23 protein-coding genes are annotated in these 20,265 nt (G+C 65.5%); 11 read left to right on the top strand and 12 right to left on the bottom strand.

From position 1 onward, the window contains the following. Positions 1–4: 4 nt before the first annotated feature. Positions 5–661, top strand: coding sequence for a response regulator (locus ACNEOT_RS17010; protein ID WP_415975423.1), 657 nt, complete (start codon positions 5–7; stop codon positions 659–661). Here the strand turns inward: ACNEOT_RS17010 and ACNEOT_RS17005 are convergent. Beyond that, positions 658–1,857, bottom strand: a complete 1,200-nt coding sequence (locus tag ACNEOT_RS17005; protein WP_415975421.1) for a GNAT family N-acetyltransferase — start codon at positions 1,855–1,857, stop codon at positions 658–660. The two genes, ACNEOT_RS17010 and ACNEOT_RS17005, sit on opposite strands and share 4 nt — an antisense overlap. A 76-nt stretch (positions 1,858–1,933) precedes the next feature. Here ACNEOT_RS17005 and ACNEOT_RS17000 point away from each other — a divergent pair, with 76 nt between their 5' ends. Both ACNEOT_RS17000 and ACNEOT_RS16995 read left to right on the top strand, forming a co-directional pair. Then, positions 1,934–2,737: a TrmH family RNA methyltransferase gene (locus ACNEOT_RS17000; RefSeq protein WP_415975420.1), complete on the top strand. Its 804-nt coding sequence runs from the start codon at positions 1,934–1,936 to the stop codon at positions 2,735–2,737. Next, positions 2,734–3,003, top strand: a complete 270-nt coding sequence (locus tag ACNEOT_RS16995; protein WP_415975419.1) for a DUF2537 domain-containing protein — start codon at positions 2,734–2,736, stop codon at positions 3,001–3,003. Before ACNEOT_RS17000 ends, ACNEOT_RS16995 begins: the two co-directional genes overlap by 4 nt. Positions 3,004–3,174: 171 nt before the next feature. On the opposite strand, the gene ACNEOT_RS16990 is transcribed toward ACNEOT_RS16995, so the two are convergent. From ACNEOT_RS16990 to ACNEOT_RS16970, 5 genes are all read right to left on the bottom strand, one after another. Beyond that, positions 3,175–3,945 (bottom strand): DUF6928 family protein, encoded by a 771-nt coding sequence (locus tag ACNEOT_RS16990; RefSeq protein WP_415975417.1) that lies wholly within the window; start codon positions 3,943–3,945, stop codon positions 3,175–3,177. 83 nt (positions 3,946–4,028) lie between these two features. Then, positions 4,029–4,928: a septation protein SepH gene (gene sepH, locus ACNEOT_RS16985; RefSeq protein WP_415975415.1), complete on the bottom strand. Its 900-nt coding sequence runs from the start codon at positions 4,926–4,928 to the stop codon at positions 4,029–4,031. Positions 4,929–5,040: 112 nt separating this feature from the next. Continuing rightward, entirely contained in the window at positions 5,041–5,712 is a 672-nt protein-coding gene (locus tag ACNEOT_RS16980) for a rhomboid-like protein (RefSeq protein ID WP_415975413.1), read from the bottom strand. Between the two features lie 91 nt (positions 5,713–5,803). Continuing rightward, positions 5,804–6,925 carry a phosphoserine transaminase gene (serC, locus tag ACNEOT_RS16975; RefSeq protein WP_415975412.1) on the bottom strand — a complete coding sequence of 374 codons (1,122 nt, stop codon included), beginning with the start codon at positions 6,923–6,925 and terminating at the stop codon, positions 5,804–5,806. Between the two features lie 81 nt (positions 6,926–7,006). After that, on the bottom strand, positions 7,007–8,125 hold the full coding sequence (locus ACNEOT_RS16970; protein ID WP_415975410.1) for a citrate synthase 2: 1,119 nt from the start codon (positions 8,123–8,125) through the stop codon (positions 7,007–7,009). A gap of 133 nt (positions 8,126–8,258) precedes the next feature. Here ACNEOT_RS16970 and pdxH point away from each other — a divergent pair, with 133 nt between their 5' ends. The 5 genes from pdxH (at position 8,259) to ACNEOT_RS16945 (ending at position 13,398) form a co-directional block, all read left to right on the top strand. Then, positions 8,259–8,876, top strand: a complete 618-nt coding sequence (pdxH, locus tag ACNEOT_RS16965; protein ID WP_415976334.1) for a pyridoxamine 5'-phosphate oxidase — start codon at positions 8,259–8,261, stop codon at positions 8,874–8,876. Beyond that, positions 8,873–10,168 carry an MFS transporter gene (locus tag ACNEOT_RS16960; protein ID WP_415975408.1) on the top strand — a complete coding sequence of 432 codons (1,296 nt, stop codon included), beginning with the start codon at positions 8,873–8,875 and terminating at the stop codon, positions 10,166–10,168. Before pdxH ends, ACNEOT_RS16960 begins: the two co-directional genes overlap by 4 nt. A gap of 5 nt (positions 10,169–10,173) precedes the next feature. After that, the gene (locus tag ACNEOT_RS16955; RefSeq protein WP_415976332.1) at positions 10,174–11,094 is read left to right on the top strand and encodes an aldose 1-epimerase family protein; all 921 of its coding nucleotides are present in this window, start codon (positions 10,174–10,176) and stop codon (positions 11,092–11,094) included. Further along, entirely contained in the window at positions 11,091–12,029 is a 939-nt protein-coding gene (locus ACNEOT_RS16950) for a carbohydrate kinase family protein (RefSeq protein ID WP_415975406.1), read from the top strand. The genes ACNEOT_RS16955 and ACNEOT_RS16950 overlap by 4 nt, the downstream gene beginning before the upstream one ends. Positions 12,030–12,099: 70 nt before the next feature. Next, entirely contained in the window at positions 12,100–13,398 is a 1,299-nt protein-coding gene (locus tag ACNEOT_RS16945) for a citrate synthase (RefSeq protein ID WP_415975404.1), read from the top strand. 198 nt (positions 13,399–13,596) lie between these two features. Here the strand turns inward: ACNEOT_RS16945 and ACNEOT_RS16940 are convergent, their stop codons facing one another. Then, positions 13,597–14,214 (bottom strand): TetR/AcrR family transcriptional regulator, encoded by a 618-nt coding sequence (locus ACNEOT_RS16940; protein WP_415975403.1) that lies wholly within the window; start codon positions 14,212–14,214, stop codon positions 13,597–13,599. A 46-nt stretch (positions 14,215–14,260) separates the two neighbouring features. Here ACNEOT_RS16940 and ACNEOT_RS16935 point away from each other — a divergent pair, with 46 nt between their 5' ends. Further along, positions 14,261–15,103: an alpha/beta fold hydrolase gene (locus tag ACNEOT_RS16935; protein WP_415975401.1), complete on the top strand. Its 843-nt coding sequence runs from the start codon at positions 14,261–14,263 to the stop codon at positions 15,101–15,103. Positions 15,104–15,125: 22 nt separating this feature from the next. Here the strand turns inward: ACNEOT_RS16935 and ACNEOT_RS16930 are convergent, their stop codons facing one another. After that, the gene (locus ACNEOT_RS16930; protein WP_415975399.1) at positions 15,126–15,983 is read right to left on the bottom strand and encodes an alpha/beta fold hydrolase; all 858 of its coding nucleotides are present in this window, start codon (positions 15,981–15,983) and stop codon (positions 15,126–15,128) included. Positions 15,984–16,048: 65 nt separating this feature from the next. Between ACNEOT_RS16930 and ACNEOT_RS16925 the strand changes: the two genes are divergently transcribed. Continuing rightward, on the top strand, positions 16,049–16,630 hold the full coding sequence (locus ACNEOT_RS16925; RefSeq protein WP_415975398.1) for a TetR/AcrR family transcriptional regulator: 582 nt from the start codon (positions 16,049–16,051) through the stop codon (positions 16,628–16,630). 8 nt (positions 16,631–16,638) lie between these two features. Here the strand turns inward: ACNEOT_RS16925 and ACNEOT_RS16920 are convergent, their stop codons facing one another. Next, positions 16,639–17,439, bottom strand: a complete 801-nt coding sequence (locus ACNEOT_RS16920) for a carbon-nitrogen hydrolase family protein (RefSeq protein ID WP_415975396.1) — start codon at positions 17,437–17,439, stop codon at positions 16,639–16,641. Between the two features lie 182 nt (positions 17,440–17,621). On the opposite strand from ACNEOT_RS16920, the gene ACNEOT_RS16915 reads away from it, so the two are divergent. Beyond that, a complete protein-coding gene (locus ACNEOT_RS16915) occupies positions 17,622–17,981 on the top strand; it encodes an FKBP-type peptidyl-prolyl cis-trans isomerase (RefSeq protein WP_094612261.1) in 360 nt (119 codons plus the stop codon). 30 nt (positions 17,982–18,011) lie between these two features. Here ACNEOT_RS16915 and ACNEOT_RS16910 read toward each other — a convergent pair whose 3' ends face one another. Genes ACNEOT_RS16910 through ACNEOT_RS16900 form a run of 3 tightly spaced genes read right to left on the bottom strand, consistent with a single transcriptional unit; the run spans position 18,012 to position 20,255 of the window. Then, positions 18,012–19,313: a sensor histidine kinase gene (locus ACNEOT_RS16910; RefSeq protein WP_415975394.1), complete on the bottom strand. Its 1,302-nt coding sequence runs from the start codon at positions 19,311–19,313 to the stop codon at positions 18,012–18,014. Continuing rightward, positions 19,310–20,038, bottom strand: coding sequence for a response regulator transcription factor (locus ACNEOT_RS16905; RefSeq protein WP_415975393.1), 729 nt, complete (start codon positions 20,036–20,038; stop codon positions 19,310–19,312). The genes ACNEOT_RS16910 and ACNEOT_RS16905 overlap by 4 nt, the downstream gene beginning before the upstream one ends. 10 nt (positions 20,039–20,048) lie before the next feature. Continuing rightward, on the bottom strand, positions 20,049–20,255 hold the full coding sequence (locus tag ACNEOT_RS16900; RefSeq protein ID WP_415975391.1) for a hypothetical protein: 207 nt from the start codon (positions 20,253–20,255) through the stop codon (positions 20,049–20,051). Between the last annotated feature and the right edge of the window lie 10 nt (positions 20,256–20,265).

Raw genomic sequence — 20,265 nt, 5'->3', positions numbered from 1 at the left:
GAGCATGAGCATTCGCATGGTGATCGCCGACGATCAGGCGTCGGTACGCGAGGCGCTGGCCACGATGTTGGACCTGATCGAGGACATCACCGTCGTCGCCACCGCCGCCGACGGGCAGAGCGCCGTTGCAGAAGTGACCACCGCAATGAAGGACGATCACCTCGATGTGGTGCTCATGGATCTACGGATGCCGGGCACCGACGGGATCGAGGCGACGCGAATCCTGAAGGGCCGCTTCCCCGATCTGCCCGTGGTGGTGTTGACGACGTTCTCCGACGAGCGATCCATCCTCGACGCTCTCGGAGCCGGGGCTCGCGGCTATCTCACCAAGGATGCCGGACGACTCGAGATCGCGGCGGCGTTACGGGCGGCAGCGGCCGGGCAGGCCGTGCTGAACCCGGAGGTGCAAGCCAGGTTGCTGCGTGCCGTCGAAAAGCCACGGACGCTGGAGATTCCGGCCGGTTTGACGCCACGTGAGGTGGAAGTGTTGCGCGCTGTCGCCGCCGGCCTGTCGAACCGAGAGATCGCTCAGCAGATGTTCGTCAGCGAGGCGACGGTCAAGACTCACATCAACCATCTGTTCGCCAAGGCGCAGTTGCGTGATCGGGCGCAGGCCGTGCACTTCGCCTTCACTCACGGCTTGGCGCAGCCGTCGCGCTAGAAGCCCCAACCCATGACGGCCGGGCGCTCTGTACCGAAGGTCAGATCGAGTGCGTGCAGCGACGCGTCGTTGCGTGCGGTGAGGCGGTTGGCCGCGGCGAACAAACGAGCCCGGTGGGTGCCGAAGTAGATGCTCGCGAGCACGTCGATGTCGAGTTCGATGTCCGGTTCGGATTCCACCCGGGTGCAGGTGGCTCGTCCGTCGGTGACGGTCAGCGAATAGGTGCCGCCCGCATCGAGGAAGGGGTCTCGCACGGCGATGATCAGTGAGGTGTCGAGGGCGTACGTGCGTGCCTCGAGCGCTGCCTCGACATGCATGATGCGGCCCCACAAGGCGTCGTGGTGTCCGGTCACCTTCGGCAGCCGGTTGTTGGTGAGCAGGAACGGCAGGGCTTCGTCGCGTGACTGCTGTACCTCGATGGTGTCGACCAGGTCGACGCCGACGAGGATCTGCCACAGCGCGGCGTAGGCGTCGTCGGTCACCGCGATGAATTCCTGCACCACCACTCGGCTCGGGTTCCGGCCACGCCGGTAGGCGACGTACCCGTCGGCATGGACGATGAAGAACAGAGCCGTCAGCCCCTCGCGTCGGTTCTCGCGATCGGCGAAGAACCTCTCCCAGCGGATCGGAGGTTTGGGCTGCGCGCCTGCGGTCTGCTGCTGCCACCGGTGGTAGATGTCGGGGAGCAGTTCGGCGGCCTCGGCCGATTCGATGAGGCGCACACCGGTCGCCGGGGGAGCGTCCTTGCGGAACTGCGCGAAGCGTCGGTCGATCGAGACGCTGATCTCCTCGGTCACCGGCCCGTATCCGAAGCGTCCGTAGATCGTCGCTTCGCTGGCCGTGAGCAGGGAGAGCGGAGCGCCTGCATCGTGCAGGGCGCGGTGCTGCTGCGTGAACATCGACCGTAGGATGCCGCGTCGACGATGAGTCGGGGCAACCGACACCCAGGAAACTCCCGATGCCTCGACCTGCGCACCACCGGGAACGGTGACCGACATCGGGAAGTGCATGGCCACACCCACCGGGGTCTCGCCGTCCCACGCCAGGTAGACGTGCTCGGACTGGGTCAGGATCTGCGTCTCGGCGAGGTCCTCGGCGTTCTGGTGTTCGCCGAATGCATGGGCGTCGAGCAGTGCGACAGCATTCCAGTCGTCGTCGGTGGCGGTGCGGATGGTGATCGATTCGTCGGTAGTCATCGCTCACGATTTTCCCACACTCACACGGGGCTTCGTCGACAGAGTGCCGAAAACTGCCAGGTGACAAGATGAGCACGTGGTGCATGTAATCGATATCGACGACCCATCGGACCCCCGACTGGACGATTTCCGCGACTTGAACTCCTCCGATCGGCGACCGGACCTGCCCGAGGGCAAAGGGTTGGTGATCGCTGAGGGGGTGTTGGTTGCTCAGCGACTGCTGACCTCGCGCTTTCCGATGATCAGTCTGCTCGGCGTGGATCGACGGCTCGACGCCTTGCGTGACGATCTGGCCGATTCGGATGTTCCGTTCTATCGGACGTCGGCGGAGGTGATGGCGGAGGTCGTCGGCTTCCACCTCAACCGCGGGGTGTTGGCGGCGGCGAACAGGCCTCCCGCGCTCGATCTCGACGAGGTGCTGGCGGACGCGAGAACGGTCGCGATTCTCGAGGGCGTCAACGATCACGAGAATCTCGGGTCGATGTTCCGTAATGCGGCGGGCCTCGGGGTGGACGCAGTGCTGTTCGGTGCCGCGTGTGCCGATCCGCTCTATCGACGCTCGGTGCGGGTGTCCATGGGGCATGTGCTGCGGGTGCCGTTCGCGAAAGTGCCCGAGTGGCCTCGCGGCCTCGATCGTGTTCGGGCACATGGCTTTCAACTGATTTCGTTGACGCCTAATCCCGAGGCAGTGTCTCTGGCGTCGGCGATGACGGGGGACAAGGTCGCGTTGTTGCTGGGCGCAGAGGGGCCTGGTCTGACCGAACACGCCATGCGCGCCACGGACATTCGCGCGCGCATTCCGATGGCTCCCGGCACCGATTCACTCAATGTGGCGACGGCTGCGGCCATGGGGTTCTACGAACGCGTGCGTTTGACGTGAACGACCACGACCCGAGCGTCCGATGGACCGGGATACCCATCGCCGTGATCTCGGCGGCACTGGTGAGTGTGGCGCTGACGGCGTTCGGTCTGGAGCTTGCCCGGATCAGCGGCTTGCTCGCCCTGGGGCTGAACACGGTGGTCGTCGCCGGTGCGGCACCGACGGTCATGCGGTGGCTTGTGATTCCGGTGTGGCGCTGGGCCGTGTACGGCGCGGGTGTCGGTGCCGTACTGAGCTTCGTAGCACTGGCAGCGCTGGCGTTCTGAGATCGGTGTCGGCTGAGGGCAGAGGGCTGAGGCTGTGCCCTGGTGTAGTTCGCCGGGCACCCGGTACGGGCAGGGTTGCGCACTACCGGCGACAATCGGCGGAAACCCGTAGACAAGCGGTTGTTGCGTGCAACGGCGCCCACCCTGTGCCCCTGTGGAGCGGGCACGGCTCTACTTACGCGAGAACCAACGCTTCTTCGGTCGTGGTGCCTGCTCGGCGGTGGCGTCGGGCATCGGTTCTCGAGCGCCACCACCGTTCGAGCTTCGATTCTGCTGGTTCGGGGGCGGTGGCTCCTGACCCGGAACGTACATTGTGAAGCCGCAGACCGGAATGGTGTTCGGATCCAGCTCGTCCGCGTGCGGTGCGCCCGTGTAGCGAAATCCGAGCCATTCGGCGTTGGCGGCCTCGGCGAATTCCTGCGGGTGGAACGGCAACGACTGCGGATCCGGCATCACTCCGGGGGGATAGACCAGCGGATGCTCGCCGGCCCAGAACGACCGCTCCCACACCAGTGGCAGGCCCGTGTCCTCGTAGATGTACACCGGAGTGGCGCTGAAGGATCGGCGAAATTCACCGCGCTCCCAGTACGCGAACGCGCCCCATGCGTGCTCCGGATCCGAGGCAACGAGGTAGGTGTGCTCCGATGCCAGAGGGCGAGTGAAGGATTCGGGCAGCGTCGACGGCGTGGGCACCGAGAGATTGGATCCGCAGACGACGGTGACGCCGGGGTAGCAACCGATGAAGACGTGATCGTCGTTCACGCCTGCCGAGGTCGATATCGGGCCCTGTCCGAGGGGTACTGCCGTCAGGTGGGGGTAGAGACGTCCGACGAGAGCGGTCGCAGCATTCCAGTCCGAGGTGGTGGCCTCTCGGAGTACAGAAACGGGATCGGGCGCGTCCACGTACCAGATCGTTGATGCTTTGGCCCCCACTACCGGCACCTCTCTCTCCGTTACCTCCTGGGAAGCCTACGGTGTGAGCGTCGGTGGTTCGTCACCGCGCGGCACATCTGTCACGTTCGAGCTCAGTTGTGACCGCTACTACGAACGCCCAGCAGGACGTCCTCCCACGACGGCATGGCCGGCTTGCCGCGCTTGTCCTTGCCGCTGGTGTGACCGGCGGCAGGCTTGGGTGCCGGCCTGGGGTCCCTGGCGGCCGGTTCGCGCGGCTGTTCGGGCTCTGGAGCCGGTGCGTCGTCCACCTCGACCTCGATGGTCTCGGGGGTCATTTCGCTGTCTGCGGTGGTGCCGTAGTACTCGTCGAAGCTCTGCTGCGACGCTTCGTCGTCGTAGTCCTCGGCAGACTCGAGTGCGCGCACCGGGGCCAGGCCGCGCAGCTGGCGTCCGAAGTCGGGATCGATCAATTCGTGTGCGGTGTCGTCGAGGGGAGCGATGGTGCCGCCGTGCCCGTCGGGCAGGAACTGCCAGTGCGCCTTGTTGGTGGTGCGGCCCGCCTGCCACTTCAGCTGCGCGACCCACTTGTTGTCCTCGTCGCGCCAGGCGTCCCACGCCGCGTCGTCGAGGTTGTGGCCGCGGGCGCGGAAGGCGAGCGTGACGATCTCGAGCAGGGTCTGCACGGCCGGGCCGTCGTGCCGGAGGGGGTGACCGGCCTGAGCCATCGACGCAGCCTGAGAACGCTCGAGCAGCACGGGGTGAGCGAACACCTCGACGCGACTGATGGCCATCCCGGAGTCGGCGGCAACCTGTTCGATGGTTGCTCCGCTGCGGATACGAGCCTGGATTTCCTTCGGCCGAAGCAAGCTGTCCATTTCGATCTCAATCTGTCCTAGTCGAGCGATGTCACCGCGTGAGGCCGCGCGGAGCTTGTCGTCGGCTGGAAGCCGGAATCTGTCGCCGGTCTTGGGATCTGCGCACACGACGAACTTTCCGTCGGTCTCGAGACCCACCACACGTAAGTCTCGCACCTTGACCTCCTCATCGCGCCGGCTCGCGATACCGTCGAGTTCGAGCCTAGTTCACCTGCCGTATTCGGCGGGTGTTCGACACGCATCGCTTCCGCCGGCGATCGTTTCTCCATCAGAGAGTAGACAGCTGCGGGCTCGGCTGCACCCATTCGGTCGATGTTGCGTCAATTACTGTGTGAGACAACGCCGATGCGTCTCTGCGAAGGTAGAGCGCGCCCAGCCCGAGGCCGATGGTCAGGGCGATGGCGTGTCCGACGGCGGTGAACGACGGGTCCGATACGCCGCTGACGGCGACGAAGCCGATCCACACCGCGGCCCAACCCGCACGCCACGGCATCGTCAGAAATCGAATCATCGACCCGGCCACGGCGGCCGCTGCGTAGCTGACTCCCACGTCGACGGCCATCGCCAATGAGTCGGCGAGCCAGTCGTTGTGGATGCCGATGAGCAGGCCGACGGCAACGAGTGCCGTGGCACCGACATGGCCGGCGCTCGAGGTCAGGAGAAAGCGTCGCCAACCCGACATCCATTCGGCGACAGCGAACAAGAGTGCGACCGCCGCCAACCACAACCAGTTCACCCGACCTTCGGTGAGAAAGACGCTCGTGACGAGCGTGGCGAGATGGCCGTCGGTGAGATTGTGCAGATTGGTGCTCGCCGCGTGCAGTACGTGCCAGCGATCGCGTGCGCCGATCTGGCCGAGCGCTACCGTGCCTGCCGCCGCGAGGGCGCAATACACCAGCGTCACGCGGATCCGCAGCGCGAATCTCAGGAGCCTGCACATACGAGCGCTCCCTCCGAGGTCGTTACGCTTGCGTACTTCAATGCAAGTGTAGGCCTCGAAGGGAGCGCCATAGCTGCGAGCTTGCTGGGAATCAGCTCAGGGTGGAGACGACCCAGTCGATGCTCTTGGTCAGTGCGGTGATGTCGTCCGGCTCGATGGCGGGGAACATACCGACTCGCAACTGGTTGCGGCCGAGCTTGCGGTACGGCTCGGTGTCGACGACGCCGTTGGCGCGCAGGATCTTCGCAACCTGGGCCGCGTCGACCTTCTCGTCGAAGTCGATGGTTCCGACGACCTGGCTGCGGTGATCCGGGTTCGTCACGAACGGCGTTGCGAATTCGCTCTTCTCGGCCCAGTCGTACAGGCGTGAGGACGAATCGGCGGTCCGCTTGGTGGCCCAATCGAGGCCACCCTGCGAGTTGAGCCACTCGATCTGATCGGCGAACAGCAGCAGCGTCGCCACGGCGGGGGTGTTGTACGTCTGGTTCTTGCTGCTGTTGTCGACGGCGATCGGCAGCGACAGGAAGTCCGGGACCCAACGATCCGTGGCAGCGATCTCGCTGACGCGCTCGAGTGCGGCCGGGCTCATCAGCGCCACCCACAGGCCACCGTCGGCGGCGAAGCACTTCTGCGGAGCGAAGTAGTAGACGTCCGAGTCGGCGACGTTCACCGGCAGACCGCCTGCACCCGAGGTGGCGTCGATTGCGATGAGGGCGTTCTCGGAGCCGGCCGGACGGCTGACCGGGATGGCCACGCCCGTCGACGTCTCGTTGTGCGCCCAGCCGATGAGGTCGACGGACGGGTCGGAGGTGGGCTCGGGCGCGCTGCCGGGCTCGGCCTTGACGACGATCGGATCACCGATGAACGGGTTGTTCTTGGCCACCGAGGCGAACTTGGAGCTGAACTCGCCGTTGGTCAGGTGCAGTGACTTCTCGCGAATCAGGCCGAATGCAGCAGCGTCCCAGAATGCGGTGGTGCCGCCGTTGCCGAGCACGACCTCGTAGCCCTCGGGGAGCGAGAACAGATCCTTCAGGCCACTGCGTACGCGCCCGACGACGTCCTTGACGGGCTTCTGCCGGTGGCTGGTGCCGAACACCGATGCACCGACGTCGACCAGGGATTGCAGCTGCTCGGGGCGAACCTTGGACGGGCCGCAACCGAAGCGTCCGTCGGCGGGAAGGAGATCGGCGGGAATGATCGGCAAATCGGCCATGGAGTAGCGCGTCCTAGCGTCGATGGAATATGGCACCCACAGGGTAGTCGGGTGCCACGACGCCGCCGACGCCGCCGTGCGCTACCGGATCAGATCCCAGCCTTCGACGGACTCCGGGGTCCGCGGTTCGGGGCCGGTGTAGAGGGCAGCAGGTCGGACGAGTTTGCCCAGTCGTTTCTGTTCCAGGATGTGCGCGCACCAGCCTGCGGTGCGTCCACAGGTGAACATCGCAGGCATCATGTGGGCGGGAACCTCGGCGAAGTCGAGGATCACCGCGGCCCAGAACTCGACGTTGGTCTCGATGGCCCGGTCGGGGCGACGTTCGCGCAGTTCGGTCAGGGCAGCCTGCTCGAGTGCGGCAGCAACCTCGTAACGCGGCGCGTTCAGTCTCTTCGCGGTTGCGCGCAGCACGCGGGCGCGGGGATCTTCGGCGCGGTAGACGCGGTGTCCGAAGCCCATGAGCTTTTCCTTGCGGTCGAGGATGCCGGTGATCAGGGCGCGTGCGTCACCGGTCCGCTCGACCTCTTCGATCATGGGCAGGACGCGGGCCGGCGCGCCGCCGTGCAGGGGACCCGACATCGCGCCGATGGCACCGGAGAGGCTGGCAGCGACGTCTGCTCCGGTGGAGGCGATGACGCGGGCGGTGAATGTCGAGGCGTTCATGCCGTGCTCGGCGGCGGAGACCCAGTAGGCGTCGATGGCGGCGACGTGGGCGGGGTCGGGTTCGCCTTTCCAGCGAACCATGAACCGTTCGGTGACAGTGGCGGCCTGGTCGATGCGGGTCTGCGGGACGGCGGGTTGGTAGATACCGCGGGCGGACTGCGCGACGTACGACAGCGCCATCACCGAGGCGCGGGCGAGGTTGTCGCGAGCGGTGGTGTCGTCGATGTCGAGCAGTGGCCGGTAGCCCCAGATGGGGGCCAGCATCGCCAGGCCTGCTTGGACGTCGACGCGAACGTCGCCGGTGTGGATGGGCAGAGGGAAGGGCTCTGCGGGCGGCAGTCCGTGGCCGAATTTGCCGTCGACGAGCAGGGCCCAGACATCGCCGAAGGTGACATTCTGTGAAACGAGTTCTTCGATGTCGACGCCCCGGTAGCGCAGTGCGCCGCCGTCCTTGTCGGGCTCGGCGATGTCGGAGGTGAACGCGACGACACCTTCGAGACCGGATACGAAATCCTCGGGAACGTGTTGAACAGCCATGGCCTGTGGACTCCCTCGTCGCGATTGCGCCCGGCACTGCGCCGCATCCGGGCGTACTTGTCAGAACCATAGCGGGTTGTACACGCGGGTAGCGTCTGGGCTTGTGTCTGCAGACGAACAACACTTGGCGACCATGCGGGTGGATTACGGAGAGCCCGAAGACCTCGATGTCGACGCGGTGGCAGGCGGCTGGCTGCCGCTCGCGCAGCAGTGGCTGTCCGACGCGATTGCGGCGGATCTGCCCGAGCCGAATGCCCTGGTGTTGGGGACGGTCGACGAGGCGGGGAGACCGGCCACGCGCACCGTGTTGTGCAAGGGCCTCGACGCCGATGGTGTGGTGTTCTACACCAACTACGACTCTGACAAGGGCCGTGCGCTCACCGCGACGCCGTACGCGTCCGTCACCTTCCCGTGGATCGGAATCGCTCGCCAGCTCACCGTTCGCGGCCCGGTCGTCAAGGTCGACGCCGAGACCACCGAATCGTATTGGCGCACACGTCCTCGCGGCTCTCGGTTGGGGGCGTGGGCGTCGGATCAGTCGCGACCCATCGGCTCGCGGGAGGATCTGGCTGCGCGCTTGGCCGAGGTGACCGCGACGTTCGACGGAATCGAGGTGCCGGTGCCGCCGAACTGGGGTGGCTTCCGCGTCGAGCCGGAGACAGTCGAGTTCTGGCAGGGCCGAACGAGTCGTCTGCACAACCGAATTCGCCTGACGGTGGCAAGCGGTGTGATCGAGCGTCTGCAGCCGTGAGCGGATTGCGCGGCATTCTTGCCGATACGACGCCGCTGAAGACTCCGGCCTACCAGCGGTTGTGGCTTGCGAACATCGTCACCGTCATCGGTGCGCAGTTGTCCATCGTCGCTGTGCCGCAACAGGTTTTCCAGATCACCCTCAGCTCGGCCTACGTGGGTCTGACCGGTGTCTTCGCGCTGGTGCCACTGATCGTGTTCGGCCTGTGGGGCGGGGCGCTCGCCGATGTGATGGACCGCCGCACCCTGCTGATGATCACCACGTGCGGCTTGATCGGAACGTCGGCGCTGTTCTGGCTGCAGGCCTTCCTCGAGCTGAACAACGTGTGGATCATCCTGGTGCTGTTGGCGATTCAGCAGGCCTTCTTCGCGGTGAATCAGCCCACTCGCAGCGCGATTCTCCCGCGAATCCTGCCTGCCGAGCAATTGCCGGCCGCGAACTCCCTGAACATGACGGTGATGAACTTCGGTGCCATCGCCGGACCGCTCAGCGCAGGCATCCTGATCTATTACATCGGGCTCGAGACCCTCTATCTGATCGACACCATCGCCCTGTTCGCCACGCTGTGGGCCGTGATCCGGTTGCCGGGAATTCCGCCGGCGAAGTCGGGTCAGCGTGCCGGATTACGTTCTGTGTTCGACGGTTTCGCGTACCTCGCCACGCAGAAGGTACTGCTGGCCTCGTTCGTCGTCGATATCATCGCCATGGTGTTCGGCATGCCACGGGCGCTGTTCCCACAGATCGCGCACGAGAGCTTCGGTGATCCGGCATCGGGCGGGCCGGTGCTGGGCATGCTGTTCGCGGCGATGTCCGCGGGCGCCGTGGTGGGCGGCGTGTTCTCCGGTTGGCTGCTGCGGGTGCGCAGGCAAGGCCTGGCGGTACTGATCTGCATCGTCGTGTGGGGCGTGGCGATGATCGGATTCGGGGTTGCCGTCGGTATGGCCACCGACGGGGCCACCGCCGTCGCGCTGTGGTTCGCGCTGGCGTTCCTGGCCCTCGGCGGCGGAGCCGACATGATCTCGGCAGCATTCCGCGGCACGATGCTGCAGCAGGTCGCCACCGACGAGATGCGTGGCCGCCTGCAGGGGGTCTTCATCGTCGTGGTCGCCGGAGGACCTCGAGTCGGTGACGTGCTGCACGGCGCAGCGGCCGCGTCCGTCGGCACTGCCGCCGCCGCAGCGGGTGGCGGGGTGCTGGTGGTCATCGGCGTCTCGATCGCCGCGTTGGCACTTCCGGCGTTCATCCGCTACCGAGTCGGAGCAGTCATCGGCAGAGAAGGTGGTAGAGAATGACTCCCATGGCGCACGCGCAGACCTACTCGTTGACGAGCGGTAAGTATCGGGCAGAGATCGCTGCCGTCGGAGCGGGCCTTCGGGTACTGGAGTACGACGGCGCACCGCTGACCGAAACATGGGAGGCGGGCTCGAAACCGCCGCTGTCGGCGGGACTGGTGTTGGCCCCGTGGCCCAATCGAACTGCCGACGGCACGTTCACGTTCGAAGGCGTCGAGCATCGGTTGGAGATCACCGAGCCGGCCCGGAACAACGCCAGTCACGGATTCGTCCGGCGGGTCGGGTGGACGCTGAACGAGCACACCGACTCTCGCGTCGAGCAGAGTGTGGAGGTCGGAACGCATCAGGGCTGGCCGTTCTCGGTGACGGTGACCGTGGCGCACGAGTTGTCGGCCGACGGTCTGACGGTGACCGCGTCGGCGAAGAACACCGGTGACTCGGCTGCGCCGTACGGGATGGGATTTCACACGTTCGTTCGGGTGGGCGACGTGCCGCTCGACGAGTGCACGCTCGAGCTGTCGGCCGGAACGCGGTTGCCGCTCGACCCGGTTCGCAATCTGCCCGTGGGCAATTCGGTGCCGACGGCCGATACCGAGTACGACTTTCGCGAGCCGCGCACACTGGAGGGCGTGCAGCTGGACACCCCGTTCAGTGCGTCGCTGCCCGAGGCCGACGGCCGTGCCAGGCATGTTCTGCGTGGACCCGACGGCACCGCGACAGTGTTGTGGACCGACAGCAGTTTCGGTTGGGTTCAGGTGTTCACCGCCGATCCGGCCAACGATCAGGCGTATCCCGATCGGGGGCGTGCCTTGGCGATCGAGCCGATGACGTGTCCGCCCGATGCGCTGAATTCCGACATCGATCTGATCGTGCTCGACACGGGGCAAACCTGGTCCGGCACCTGGGGAATGAGGTACGAGAAGTGACGATTCTGGTGTGCGGTGAGGCGTTGGTCGATCTGGTTCCGGTACACGAGGGGCCGCTGCTCTCGCCGAAACTGGGCGGTGGACCGTTCAACGTCGCCGTGGCGATCGGCCGGCTGGGCTCGCCCGTCGCGTATCTGTCGCGAATCTCTCGCGATCCGTTCGGTGAGCAGATCCTGGCGAGTCTGCGCGACGCGGGAGTGGACGTCACGTGGGTGCAGCGCGGTGACGAGCCGACGACGTTGGCGATGACCACGCTCGCCGAGGACGGCAGCGCCGAGTACTCCTTCTACGCCGACGGCACGGCCGACCGCCTGGTGGCCGATCCCGGTGAATTGCCGAACGAGATCAGCGTGCTCTCGTTCGGCACGTTGTCTCTGCTCTACGAGCCCGGGGCGTCGATGTACGCGGGCCTGCTGCACCGGGCGCGGGCTGCGGGCAAGCTGACGATGCTCGATCCCAACATTCGGCCTGCCGCCATCGACAGCACGAGCGGAGACATCACCGCCGACGGGTTTCGCGACCGATTCCGTTCGTGGTTGCCCAGCATCGACATTCTCAAGGTGTCCGAGGACGACTCGTACTGGTTGGGGCTCGGAACGCAGGGAACCACCGTCGACGACTGGCTCGCGGCAGGGGTCACCGCGGTGGTCATGACCCGCGGTGGCAACGGAATCTCGGTGTTCACAGCGGACGGCGAGGTCTCGGTGCCAGGTGTCGCCGTCGACGTCGTCGATACGATCGGCGCTGGTGACACCGTGCACGGGGCACTGCTCAGCTTCCTGGAGAAGGAGAGCATTATCACATCGAACGCGGTGAAAGAGATGACCGAGCAAGATTGGCAACACGCGCTCGAGTTCGCTGCGAAGGCAGCGGCGATCACGGTTTCACGACCCGGTGCCGACCCTCCCTGGGCGTCCGAGGCGTCGAGAGGCTAGTTTCACTATCGACGTTAGAACTGTCCGTTTTAAGTACGTGCCCGTTACACGAGTTCGAGAGGGACCATTCGTGCCCGCTGAGAATGACGCCAAAGCCACCCTCACATACCCCGGTGGCGAATACTCCATGTCGATTGCCGAGGCCACCGAAGGCAACAACGGCATCGAGCTGGGAAAGTTGCTGGCCACCACCGGCTACACGACATTGGACGGCGGGTTCGTCAACACCGCATCGACCAAGTCGGCCATCACCTACATCGACGGTGACGCAGGCATCCTGCGCTACCGCGGGTACCCGATCGAACAGCTCGCGGGCAAGTCGTCGTTCATCGAGGTCAGCTACCTGCTGATCTACGGAGAGCTGCCGTCCGCGGATCAGCTCGAGACGTTCACCGACAAGATCCGTCGACACACGCTGCTGCACGAGGACCTCAAGCGGTTCTTCGACGGCTTCCCGCGCAACGCGCACCCGATGCCGGTGCTCTCGAGCGCCGTCAATGCGCTGTCGGCGTACTACCAGGATTCGCTGGATCCCAACGATCCGGCACAGGTCGAACTGTCGACCATCCGTTTGCTGGCCAAGCTGCCGACCATCGCGGCGTACGCCTACAAGAAGTCCGTCGGTCAGCCGTTCCTGTACCCGGACAACTCGAAGAGCCTGGTCGAGAACTTCCTGCGCCTCACGTTCGGCTTCCCGGCCGAGCCCTACGAGGTCGATCCCGAGATCGTCAAGGCACTCGACATGCTGCTCATCCTCCATGCCGACCACGAGCAGAACTGCTCCACCTCGACGGTGCGGCTCGTCGGATCCTCGCAGGCCAACCTGTTCACCTCGATCTCCGGCGGCATCAACGCGCTGTGGGGCCCGCTGCACGGCGGTGCCAACCAGGCAGTGCTGGAGATGCTGGACAAGATCAAGGCAGAGGGCGGCGACGCCTCGGAGTTCCTGCGCCGCGTCAAGAACAAAGAAGACGGCGTCAAGCTCATGGGCTTCGGACACCGTGTGTACAAGAACTTCGACCCGCGCGCGACGCTGGTCAAGGAAACCGCACACACGATCCTCGGCAAGCTGGGCAACGGCGACGAACTCCTCGAGATCGCCCTCAAGCTCGAGGAAACTGCGCTCACCGACGATTACTTCGTCGAGCGCAAGCTGTACCCCAACGTCGACTTCTACACCGGCCTGATCTACCGCGCGATGGGCTTCCCGCCGCGCATGTTCACGGTGCTCTTCGCGATGGGTCGCCTCCCGGGCTGGATCGCGCACTGGCGCGAGCAGAACGAGGACACTACCGGCAAGATCGGCCGTCCGCGCCAGATCTACACCGGCTACACCGAGCGCGACTACCAGGACGTCAGCTCCCGCTAGCCTCTGCTCTACACAACGCCGCCGACTCCCATCAGGAGTCGGCGGCGTTGTCGTCTGTGCCGAGTGCCGAGTGCCGAGTTCGCAGTTACGCAGGCGATACGGCCATTTTTTGCTACATAACTGCGACCTCGGTGCGTGACGGGGCCTGGTGTCCCGGCGAACTCGAAGTTGTGGACGGTTTTCGGCTCGGATCCGTCCCTAACTTCGAGTTCGCGGCTGCAGTTCCGTCCGAGCGTGCGTGATGAACCACCGCTCCCATTGCTCGGCGGTCCATCCGCGCTCACGGGTCAATCTGAGCCACACCGAACGAGCGGTGAGCAACCACATGGCGTCCACGACGGTGTCGGGTGGTGGGCTCCCGAGGATGAGTCCTGCTGCCCAACGGTTCTCGTCCCAGCGAGTCCGCTCTCGATCGGCGAGTCGCTGCGCGGCAACGGAATCCACCACTGCGGCCTCGTCGAGGACGTGTTGGATCGCCGCGGACCGCTCGTGTGCCCCGCGCAGCCAGGCCGCGCCCGCGGCGAGTCGTTCCTCGAAGGTTCCGGTGCCCATCTTCTCGTAGTCCGGCATCTCTCGGACGGGGGAGTCCGCACCGTCCGAGAGCGCTCTGTCGATGCAGCCGTCCAACAGTGCGAGCTTTCCGTCGAACTGTTGGTAGACGGTCTGCCGGGTCAGTCCCGCCGTCGACGCAACGTCCGCCATAGTGGTCGCAACCCAACCGCGGCTCAGAAACATCGTGTGCGCAGCGTGGATCACGGCTGCGCGATTGAGTCGCGCACGCTCGGTACGCAGGTCCGACGAGTATGTCCTGGCCATGAATGCAGTCTAGACAAAATTGAGATTACGCTGTGTAATGTCAATTATGAACGAATGCGACATTCCCACGCGTCTCGGTCGGTTGCATGTTCGGGTGACGGGCACCGGACCACCGGTTGTGTTGTGGCACAGCATGTTCGTCGATTCCTCCAGCTGGGATCGCGTCCTGCCGATGCTGACCGCCACTCGGACCCTGCATCTGGTCGACGCCCCATCCTGTGGTTCGAGCGACCCGCTGCGCGAAGCCACCGATATCTCGGCGTGCGCCGATGCTGCCGTCGACCTACTCGAAGACATGCAGCGACAATGGGGATACGACACCGTCGACTGGCTCGGAAACGCCTGGGGCGGCCACGTCGGAATGGACGTCGCTGCTCGACGGCCGGATCTGATCTCGACCCTGGTGGCAATCAGCGCGCCGACGCACCCCATCGATGCGGCAGTGCGTCGTAAGGTCCGAATGCTGCTTCCGCTGTACCGCCTCTTCGGCCCTCGTGGCCCGGTGCGATCGGCCATCGAGGAAACGATCTTCACCGATCACACCCGAGCTCACGACCGCGAGGCCGTGCAGTTGCTGCGCGATGCGATCGGGCGGGCGGGTCGACGAGCGACGATATCGGCCATCGAGACGGCGATTCTGAATCGGACGGACTTGAATTGGGCTGCACGGGCTTTGACGTGCCCGACGCTGTTCGTCACCACCGACGACCGAGGCGAGTGGACGCCGGAGGAGGCGCGCGCCGTTGTGGCCACGATGGCCGATGCGCGCGAGGCGAGGGTTCGTGGTGCGCGAGTGATACCGGCGTTGGAACAGCCCGAACAATTGGCCGATGTGGTCGAGGAGTTCTGGAAGGCTGCGGCAACCGATACCGGCCGCCGTCGCCTCTGACGTGTGCTGGGTGCGTGCTCGATCACCGCATCTCGGCCACCTCTCGTAGGAAGATGCCGATTTCGTGCGCGACGGCGTCGGGACGGTCGAGGGTGACGAGCACTGCGGTGTCGGCCAGTTCCACGTACCGGCAATCGGGCAGCAGTGCCGCCAGGCGTCGTCCGTGTTGGGCGGGCATGATTCGGTTGTGGGCCGACCACAGGACCATCGACGGACCGCTGAACTCGGCCAAAGCTTGTGTGTCCGCGATCGTTTCGGTCGAGTCCACACGTGTGGAGGCATACTCGGCGACGTCTCGGCGAATGTCGGAGCTCTCGAATGCAGACTGTGTCCATCGGCGTGCCAGCGAATCGGAGATCGGCCGCACTGTCATCCAACCGAATACGAACGGTAGGTTCCGAAGCCGGCGAATGCGCAGTTGCCGGACGGCAAGCATGATTCCACCGGGCACACGGGCGGCCATCGTCGCGAGCCGCCCTGGAATGCCCGGCGGGAAGTTGTCGAATGCTTCGCAGGGCAGGACGATCAGGGAGCCGACTCGATCGTCGCGGCCCATGGCGGTCAAGAAGAGGGCGCCGCCCCAATCGGTGTGCACGAGAGTGACATCGACGAGGTCGAGTGCCGCCAGGAAATCGGCAACCAGCCCCGCCATTCCTTTCATGGACAGGTCGGCGTCGGGCTTCATCGGGATTCGGTGCGCGCCGAGGGGGAGGATCGGGCGGATGTAGCGGAACCCGCGAGGAAGATGCGTCATCACGTCGTCCCACAAGGTGTCGTCCATGAACAGTCCGTGGAGCAGGACCACTGCCGGGCCGTTCCCTTCGTCGAGGTATTCGACGGTGCCGGCCGGTAGAGCTATCTGGCTTCGCTCGGTTTCCATCGGACTCCTCGTCGTGAATCGGCTCTGGAGTGATCACTCTAGAGGGATCTCTCTATAATGGGAAGATGCACACCAAAGACCGGATTGCCACGGCTATGGGTGAGTCGATGCGGGTGCGCGGCTACTCCGCATCCGGTATCACCGGGGTCCTCGCGGAGGCAGGGGCACCGAACGGCTCGCTCTACCACCATTTCGTCGGCGGCAAGCGGGATGTCGCCGGCTACTCACTGCGCCGAATGGGGCAGGCGTACGAGGAATTGCTGACCGGACTGCTCGCCGACCACCGATCGCTCGCCGACGCGGTCGAGTCGGTCTTCGCTGCCGCGGCGTCCTACATGAAGGAATCCGGTTGGCTCAACATGTGCCCGGTGTCCACTGTTGCGGGTGAGGTGGCGTCGTGTGAACTCGAATTGAGGCGGGTGCTTGCCGAGATCTTCGAGTCCTGGACGGAGCACGGTGTGCGCAGCGTGCAGGCGTACGGGCTGAGCGCCGAGGCCGCGCGTCGGTGCACGCTGGCGATGATTGCGGCGCTGGAAGGTTCTTTCGTGTTGGCACGAACAGTCCGCTCGACCGAGCCGGTGGAGGCGGCCGGACACATGGTGGCGTCGTACTGCGCGACCCTCGGCGCCGTCACCAGCGAATTGTGAGGCCGGCGTCAGGCGTCGAAGTGCCTGCGGTTCTTCAGCACCGGCAATGTCGTGCGCACGGCATCGACCAGCTCGGTGTGGATGTCGATCGTCAACATGCCAGGCGTCGCGTCGAGTTGACCGAGGATAACACCGGTGGGTGAGCAGACGACACTGTGGCCGACGCCCAGCGGGGCATTTCCGGTGGCGTCAGCGGGTTCGGCCTGATCGCACGCCGCCACGAACGTCGTCGAATCCAGTGCGCGCGCCCGCGCGAGAAGGGTCCACTGATCGATCTTTCCGTCGCCCGATCCCCAGGACGCCGGAACCACGACGAGTTCCGCGCCGAGGTCGCCGAGTTTCTGGAACAGCGCAGGGAAACGAATGTCGTAGCAGGTCGCAAAGCCCACCCGAACTCCGGCGATCTCCACCACGAGTGGATCCGAACCCGATGCGACGGTGTCGGATTCGGCAAATCCGAACGCGTCGAAGAGGTGGATCTTGTCGTAGCTCGCGTCGATGCCGGGGCCGGTGACGAGCAGTGTGTTCGTCACCTTGTCCTCGGCGGCGGGGGTGAACATTCCGGCGACGACGGTGATGCCGTTGTCGGACGCGATGCCGCGCACCGAGTTGGCCCATTCGCCGTCGAGAGGCTGCGCGAACGTGCGGATCGGCCCGCCGAAACACCGCATCGTCGCCTCGGGAAACACCACGAGGTCCGAACCTGCGTGCGCGGCAGCACGGGTGTGGGTGTCGATGAGTTCGAGGTTCTCGGCGGGGTGTTCGCCACTGGTGATCTGGGCGAGACTGACGCGGATCGTGTCGCTCATGCCCTACATCGTATGCCCCGGACTGCATAGGTCTCTGACCAGCGGATACGCGGCGTTTTCGGGTGCCAGCGCCCGTCGGCACCCCTCTACGACGTAGAGTCGAACTGCTCGACGTCCACACAATATCCATTCAGAGCACCACAGCCGGCGTCGGTGGGCCGGCGCAACCGCAGGAGACTTCAGTGACGAAGCCAGTAATCGAATTTCAGGCCGGACCCCCACCCGTGGATCTGGTGACGGTCGACCTCGTCGAGGGTGACGGCGCAGAAGCAGTGGCCGGAGGCAACGTCGAGGTGCACTACGTCGGCGTCGAATTCGACTCCGGCGAGGAGTTCGACTCGTCGTGGAACCGCGGCGAATCCATCCAGTTCCCGTTGCGCGGACTGATTCAGGGCTGGCAGGACGGCATTCCCGGCATGAAGGTCGGCGGACGGCGCCAGCTCACCATTCCGCCCGAGCTCGCGTACGGCCCCGCCGGTGCAGGGCACCGCTTGTCCGGCAAGACGCTCGTGTTCGTCATCGACCTGCTCGATGTGAAATAGCAGTAGGTCACGAGACTGCGGGGCCGGCGTTCAGCGGTCCCGCAGCTCCAGCACCAGGCGTGCGCCGCCGAGTGGACTGTCGGTGAGATACGCTCGGCCGCCGTGTAATTCGGCCTGCTGAGCCACCAGCGCAAGGCCGAGACCGGAGCCTCCCTTGGCTGCCCCGGTGCCGCGCTCGAACCGGCCGAACACCGTCTCGCGTTCGGACTCGGGCACGCCGGATCCGTTGTCGTCCACCAGTACTGACACCCCCGCGGATTCGCGTCGGGCGGTGATCACGATGGACGTGGCCCCGCCGTGCCGAACCGCGTTGCCGATCGCATTGTCCACGGCGAGTCTCAGGCCGGTCGGCAGCGCCCGCATCGAGATCTCCGTCTCGGCCGCGGACTCCACGCGTATGTCGAGGCCAGGGTGCAATCGTTGCGCATCCTGGGCTGCGACGTCGCAGATGTCGATGATGTCGGTGTCGACTCTGTCGCCCTCACTGGACAATTCGCCCGACGCCAGTCGCTCCAGGGCGGTCAGCGTCGTCTCGACCCGACCTTGCGTCCGTTCGAGGTCACCGAGAATTTCGTGTTGCTGCGCGAAATCGAGGTCGAGTGTTCTGAGCACCTCGATGTCGGTGCGCATGGCAGTCAACGGGGTTCGCAGTTCGTGCGCCGAGACTGCCGCGAAGTCGCGTGCGGTGTCGAGTGCGGCATTGGTGCGGTCCTGTGCCTCGTTCAGCCTGGTGAGCATGCCCCCGATCGCGGTTGCGAGGGCATCGGCCTCGGTGACGCCCGTGCGGGTTTCGGGGGCGGTCGGCGGTTGCGCGCTGACCTGTCGAGTCAGCGTCACCAGCGGCCTGACGGCTCGGCCGCCGAAGAGCCAGCCGAGGCCGGTGGAGACAGCGATCGCGGCCAGTCCCAGCAGGAGCACCTGCTTCTGCTGCTCGTCGGTCACCTGCTGCGCTTCGATGGCGGGCACACCGATCGAAATCGAGATGGACGACACCACGGTCGAGGTCGCGGTGTAGACGCGAAACCGTTGACCGTCCACGTCGACGGTCTGCGATCCGGTGTCCAACGCGGGCAGCCGCGTCTGCGTGGACGCGACGACGATGTCGCCACTGCGAATGGTCACGGCAAAGGCGCCGGAGAGTTGGTCTATGAAGGCCTCCAACGTCGACGAGTTCGGAACCAGCACCTGCGATGCCGTCGTCAGTCGCTCGTCGAGTTGATTGACGTTGTTGCGGGAGATGGCGACCGAGGTGACCACCGCGAGGGCGGCGACCACGAGGGTGGCCCCCAGAGCCGTGGCTGCGGCCACCCGGGCGCGTAGCGAGAAGCTCATGCGGCGTCCCGAACGACGAAGCCGACGCCGCGGACCGTGTGCAGGATGCGCGGCGACCCGTCGGCCTCGAGTTTGCGTCGCAGATAACCGACGAAGACGTCGACGACGTTGGTGTCGGCGACGAAGTCGTAGCCCCAGACCAGTTCGAGCAGGCGCTCGCGAGTCAGGACGACGCCCTTGTTGCGCGCCAGAATTGCCAACAACTCGAATTCACGCTTCGTCAGATCTATGTCGGCTCCGCCGCGGTGGACGCGATAGCCGGGGATGTCGACCACCAGGGTTCCGATGGCGACGGCCGAGTTCGGTGCGGCTGGATCTGCCACTGGCGCAACAGGACTGGTGCCGCGTCGTCGCAACATGGCGCGAATGCGAGCCACGAGTTCGGCCAACACGAACGGTTTGGTGAGGTAGTCGTCGGCACCGGATTCGAGTCCGGCGATGCGATCGTCCACCGAGCTGCGGGCGCTGAGAACGCAGATCGGAATGTCGTTTCCCATGGCGCGCAACGCGGTCACCACACTGGCACCGTCGAGCACCGGCATGTTGATGTCGAGCACGATGGCGTCGGGCGTGGATCTGGAGACCACGCCGAGCGCCTCTGCGCCGTCGGATGCGGTGATGACGGTGAACCCGGACAGGCGCAGTCCGCGTTGCAGCGACGACAGCACATCGGCGTCGTCGTCGACGACGAGGACGGTGGCGGGGGTGCTCGGCGATTCGGTCACCGGTCCAATGCTAGGCAACCCAGCTGTCGACGGTGGTGCGGCGTTCCTCGGGTGTCTTGGCGAAGAAGTCCTCGAGGGCACTGCGGCGGCCGGTGTCGGCATCGAGTGTCCAGGCGAGCGCGGGTGCCTTGGCATAGAGCTGCTCGTAGTACTTCTCGAAGGTGCAGGTGCTGTCGATCAGGGAGAGGGCACCGGGGAAGGGTCGAATGTTCGTCATGATGTTCTCC

Origin of the sequence: Rhodococcus sp. 077-4, assembly GCF_047782425.1 — a bacterium.
In the GTDB taxonomy this organism is placed as follows: domain Bacteria; phylum Actinomycetota; class Actinomycetes; order Mycobacteriales; family Mycobacteriaceae; genus Rhodococcoides.
The sequence above is the reverse complement of the archived record's forward strand: the minus strand, read 5'-3'. Positions and strand labels throughout refer to the sequence as shown.

What these genes read in the sequence shown, in the direction of transcription:
- ACNEOT_RS17010 (WP_415975423.1), top strand. Translation starts at nt 5, where the DNA reads ATGAGCATTCGCATGGTGATCGCCGACGATCAGGCGTCGGTACGCGAG.
- ACNEOT_RS17005 (WP_415975421.1), bottom strand. Translation starts at nt 1,857, where the DNA reads ATGACTACCGACGAATCGATCACCATCCGCACCGCCACCGACGACGAC.
- ACNEOT_RS16980 (WP_415975413.1), bottom strand. Translation starts at nt 5,712, where the DNA reads ATGTGCAGGCTCCTGAGATTCGCGCTGCGGATCCGCGTGACGCTGGTG.
- serC (WP_415975412.1), bottom strand. Translation starts at nt 6,925, where the DNA reads ATGGCCGATTTGCCGATCATTCCCGCCGATCTCCTTCCCGCCGACGGA.
- ACNEOT_RS16970 (WP_415975410.1), bottom strand. Translation starts at nt 8,125, where the DNA reads ATGGCTGTTCAACACGTTCCCGAGGATTTCGTATCCGGTCTCGAAGGT.
- pdxH (WP_415976334.1), top strand. Translation starts at nt 8,259, where the DNA reads ATGCGGGTGGATTACGGAGAGCCCGAAGACCTCGATGTCGACGCGGTG.
- ACNEOT_RS16955 (WP_415976332.1), top strand. Translation starts at nt 10,174, where the DNA reads ATGGCGCACGCGCAGACCTACTCGTTGACGAGCGGTAAGTATCGGGCA.
- ACNEOT_RS16940 (WP_415975403.1), bottom strand. Translation starts at nt 14,214, where the DNA reads ATGGCCAGGACATACTCGTCGGACCTGCGTACCGAGCGTGCGCGACTC.
- ACNEOT_RS16935 (WP_415975401.1), top strand. Translation starts at nt 14,261, where the DNA reads ATGAACGAATGCGACATTCCCACGCGTCTCGGTCGGTTGCATGTTCGG.
- ACNEOT_RS16930 (WP_415975399.1), bottom strand. Translation starts at nt 15,983, where the DNA reads ATGGAAACCGAGCGAAGCCAGATAGCTCTACCGGCCGGCACCGTCGAA.
- ACNEOT_RS16925 (WP_415975398.1), top strand. Translation starts at nt 16,049, where the DNA reads ATGCACACCAAAGACCGGATTGCCACGGCTATGGGTGAGTCGATGCGG.
- ACNEOT_RS16920 (WP_415975396.1), bottom strand. Translation starts at nt 17,439, where the DNA reads ATGAGCGACACGATCCGCGTCAGTCTCGCCCAGATCACCAGTGGCGAA.
- ACNEOT_RS16910 (WP_415975394.1), bottom strand. Translation starts at nt 19,313, where the DNA reads ATGAGCTTCTCGCTACGCGCCCGGGTGGCCGCAGCCACGGCTCTGGGG.
- ACNEOT_RS16900 (WP_415975391.1), bottom strand. Translation starts at nt 20,255, where the DNA reads ATGACGAACATTCGACCCTTCCCCGGTGCCCTCTCCCTGATCGACAGC.